Genomic DNA, 3,460 nt, shown 5'->3' on the forward strand with positions numbered 1-3,460 from the left:
GGCATGGATGGTGCTCGATGCCTTGCCGCTGACGCCCAACGGCAAAGTGGACCGGAAGGCCTTGCCCGCCGCGGATGCGGGCGCCTCGCAGCAGGAATACGTGGCGCCGCAGACCGCGAGCGAGAAGGCGATCGCTGCGACTTGGGCTTCGGTACTGAACCATGATGTCAGCAAAATCAGCGTCGGCGACAACTTCTTCGGCCTGGGTGGACATTCGCTGCTGGTAGTGCAGTTGCTGTCGTCAATGCAGGAAGCCGGTCTGGATGCGGATGCCCAGATGATCTTCTCTGCGGCCAACCTCGGCGCGCTGGCCGCGATGGTCGACGTGGCCGCGCCCGTCGCAGAGGGCACTTTTGTCGTTCCGGCGCCCCGGATTCCGGCTGGCTGCGAGCGCATCACGCCGGACCTGCTGCCGCTGGTTGACCTTAGCCAGGAAGCAATCGACCTGATCGTGGCCAGCGTGCCCGGCGGCGCGGCCAACGTGCAGGACATCTATCCGCTGGCGCCGCTGCAGGAGGGGATGTACTTCTACCACCTGATGCATAGCCAGAACGATCCCTACATCCTGTCTTCGCTATACTCGGTCGACACGGGTGCGCAATTCGAGGCCCTGATCGGCGGTCTGCGCCAAGTGATCGCGCGCCATGACGTATTGCGGACGGCGATCCTGTCGGAGCAGCTGCCGATGCCTGTACAGCTTGTGTATCGCCAGGCCGGAGTGGCACTCGACATGATCGAGCTGAATCCAGGCATGGATGTGCAGGACCAGCTCAAGGCGCGTTATGACAGGCCCATGAACCTGGCGAAGGCGCCCATGTTGCAGATCAATGCGGCTCGCGAACCGGGCACCGAGCGCCATTTCTTCGTGATCCAGCTGCACCATATCGTCGCGGACCACGCCGGCCTGGAGATCATTCGCAGGGAGCTGGAGGCTTGCGTGGCCGGCCGGGCAGAAGAGCTGCCCCAGCCGGTTCCCTACCGTCAATTCGTGGCCCATGCGCTGCACCAGGCCAGCAACAACGATGCGCAAGCCTACTTCAGCAAGGTGCTGGGCGATGTGACCGAGCCGACGGCGCCGTTCAATCTGCTCAACGTCCACGGCGACGGCAGCCAGATAGCGGAGCAGCGCAAGACTCTCGACGCGGCGCTGGCCGATGCGATCCGTCAAGTGGCGAAACAGCGCAAGACCAGCCCGGCGACGCTGTTCCATGCGGCGTGGGCACTGGTGGTCGGTGCCTGCAGCGCGCGCGGCGATGTGGTGTTTGGCACCGTGCTGTCCGGTCGCCTGCAGGGCACGGCGGGTGCGCACAATATGCTGGGCATGTTTATTAATACGCTGCCGCTGCGCTTGACGCTGGAGGGCGTCAGCGCGGACAGTCTGGTGAGCCAGACGGAAACGGCGCTGCGCGAGCTGCTGACCTACGAACAGGCGCCGCTGTCGCTGGCGCAGCGCTGCAGCGGACTGGCAAGCAATGTGCCGCTGTTCAGCGCCATGCTCAACTACCGTCATTCCAACGCCGGCGAGACGCAGGCGGTCAGCCACGGCATCACGCTGCTGGAGGCGCGCGAGCGGACCAATTATCCGCTGGTTGCCTTGGTCGACGACCTGGACGACGGCTTCTCGATAGGGATGCAGGCCGGGTACGGCGTGGAGCCGGGCCGCGTGATCGCCTATCTGGAGCAGGCGCTGGCCGGTCTGGTGCAGGCGCTGCGGTCGCAGCCGGACATGAACGCCGGCGATATTTCGGTGCTGCCGCCGCAGGAGCGCGAGCAGTTGCTGGCGGTGGGCACGCGGATAGCGCAGCGCCATGATGGCGACAGCGCGCTGCACGAACTGTTTGAAGCGCAGGCGCAAGGCGCGCCGCAGCAGGTGGCCGTGGTGTTCGAGGGCCAGTCGCTGACTTACCAAGAGCTCAATGCGCGGGCCAACCGTCTGGCCCATTACCTGCGCGGACAGGGCGTGGGGCCGGACAGTCTGGTCGGCATCTTCGTCGAACGCGGTCTGGAGATGATTGTCGGCCTGCTGGGCGTGTTGAAAGCGGGCGGCGCCTACGTGCCGCTCGACCCGGTCTATCCGAACGAGCGCCTGGCCTATATGGCCGGGGACAGCGGGCTGTCGCTGCTGCTCACGCAGGAATCGCTGCTGGAGCGGGCCGCTGAATTGTCGGCCGGCCGCGCCGTCATCATCGCCGCGCTCGATGCGCCAGCCTTCGCCGGCCAGTTGCAGGCGCATGCGGACTGCAACCTGGCTCGTCTGCCGGCGCAGGGGCCCGACAATCTGGCCTACGTGATCTACACGTCCGGCTCGACTGGCTTGCCCAAGGGCGTGCTGATCGAGCACCGCAATGTCACGCGGCTGTTTGCCGCCAGCACCGGCCAGTTCGGTTTCAACGGACGCGATGTCTGGACCCTGTTCCACTCCTTCGGCTTCGACTTCTCGGTATGGGAAATCTGGGGCGCGCTGCTGCATGGCGGCCGCCTGGTCGTGGTGCCGCACTGGGTCGCCCGTTCGGCGCCCGATTTCTACCAGTTGCTGAGCAAGGAGCAGGTAACGGTGCTGAACCAGACCCCGAGCGCCTTCGGCATGCTGATCGTGGTGGACGGCGAGCAGCGGGCCCCCCTGTCGCTGCGCTGCGTGATCTTCGGCGGCGAGGCGCTCAACGTCGCCACGCTGCAACCTTGGGCCGCGCGTCACGGCGACGCTATGCCGCAGCTGGTCAATATGTACGGTATCACCGAGACCACGGTGCACGTGACCTACCGCCGCCTGCTGATGGCCGACATCACGAACACGTCCAACCCCAGCGTCATCGGCCATCCGCTGGCCGACCTGTGCGCGGTGATCCTGACGCCACAGCGGGGCTTGACGCCGGACGGCGTCGTGGGCGAACTCCACGTCGGCGGCGCCGGCCTGGCGCGCGGCTACCTGAACCGTCCAGAACTGAGCGCCGAACGCTTCATCGCCAATCCCTTCCATGACGCCGGCGAGCCGGCCAGCAGTACGCGGCTGTACCGCACGGGTGATCTGGTGCGGCGTCTGGCCGACGGCAACCTGGAATATGTCGGCCGCATCGACGAGCAGGTGAAGATCCGTGGTTTCCGCATCGAGCTGGGCGAGATCGAAAGCCGGCTGGTCCAGCACGAGGCCGTGGCTGCAGCCGTGGTGGTCGTGCGCGAGGATATCGCCGGCGACAAGCGGCTGCTGGCCTATCTGACCGTGCAGGAAGGGCGGGACGCTTCCGCCGCAGCGCTGCGCGAATATCTGCTGGCAAGCCTGCCGGAATATATGGTGCCGGGCGCTTTCGTGCTGCTCGAACAATTGCCGTTGACGCGCAACGGCAAGGTGGACCGGAAGGCGCTGCCGGCGCCGGACGCCAGCCAGTTCCAGCGCGAATATAGCGCGCCGCAGACGGACACGGAGCACAAGCTCGCCGCGATCTGGGCCGAGGTGCTCAAGGTT

General features: G+C 66.1%; 1 protein-coding gene. It reads left to right on the forward strand.

Going from position 1 to position 3,460, the window contains the following annotated elements; translation table 11 throughout:
• On the forward strand, positions 1 to 3,460 hold a 3,460-nt coding region (locus O3298_RS29070; RefSeq protein ID WP_305061198.1), incomplete at both ends, for an amino acid adenylation domain-containing protein.

Source organism: Janthinobacterium sp. SUN137 (assembly GCF_030587265.1).
Taxonomy (GTDB): Bacteria; Pseudomonadota; Gammaproteobacteria; order Burkholderiales; family Burkholderiaceae_D; genus Janthinobacterium; species Janthinobacterium kumbetense.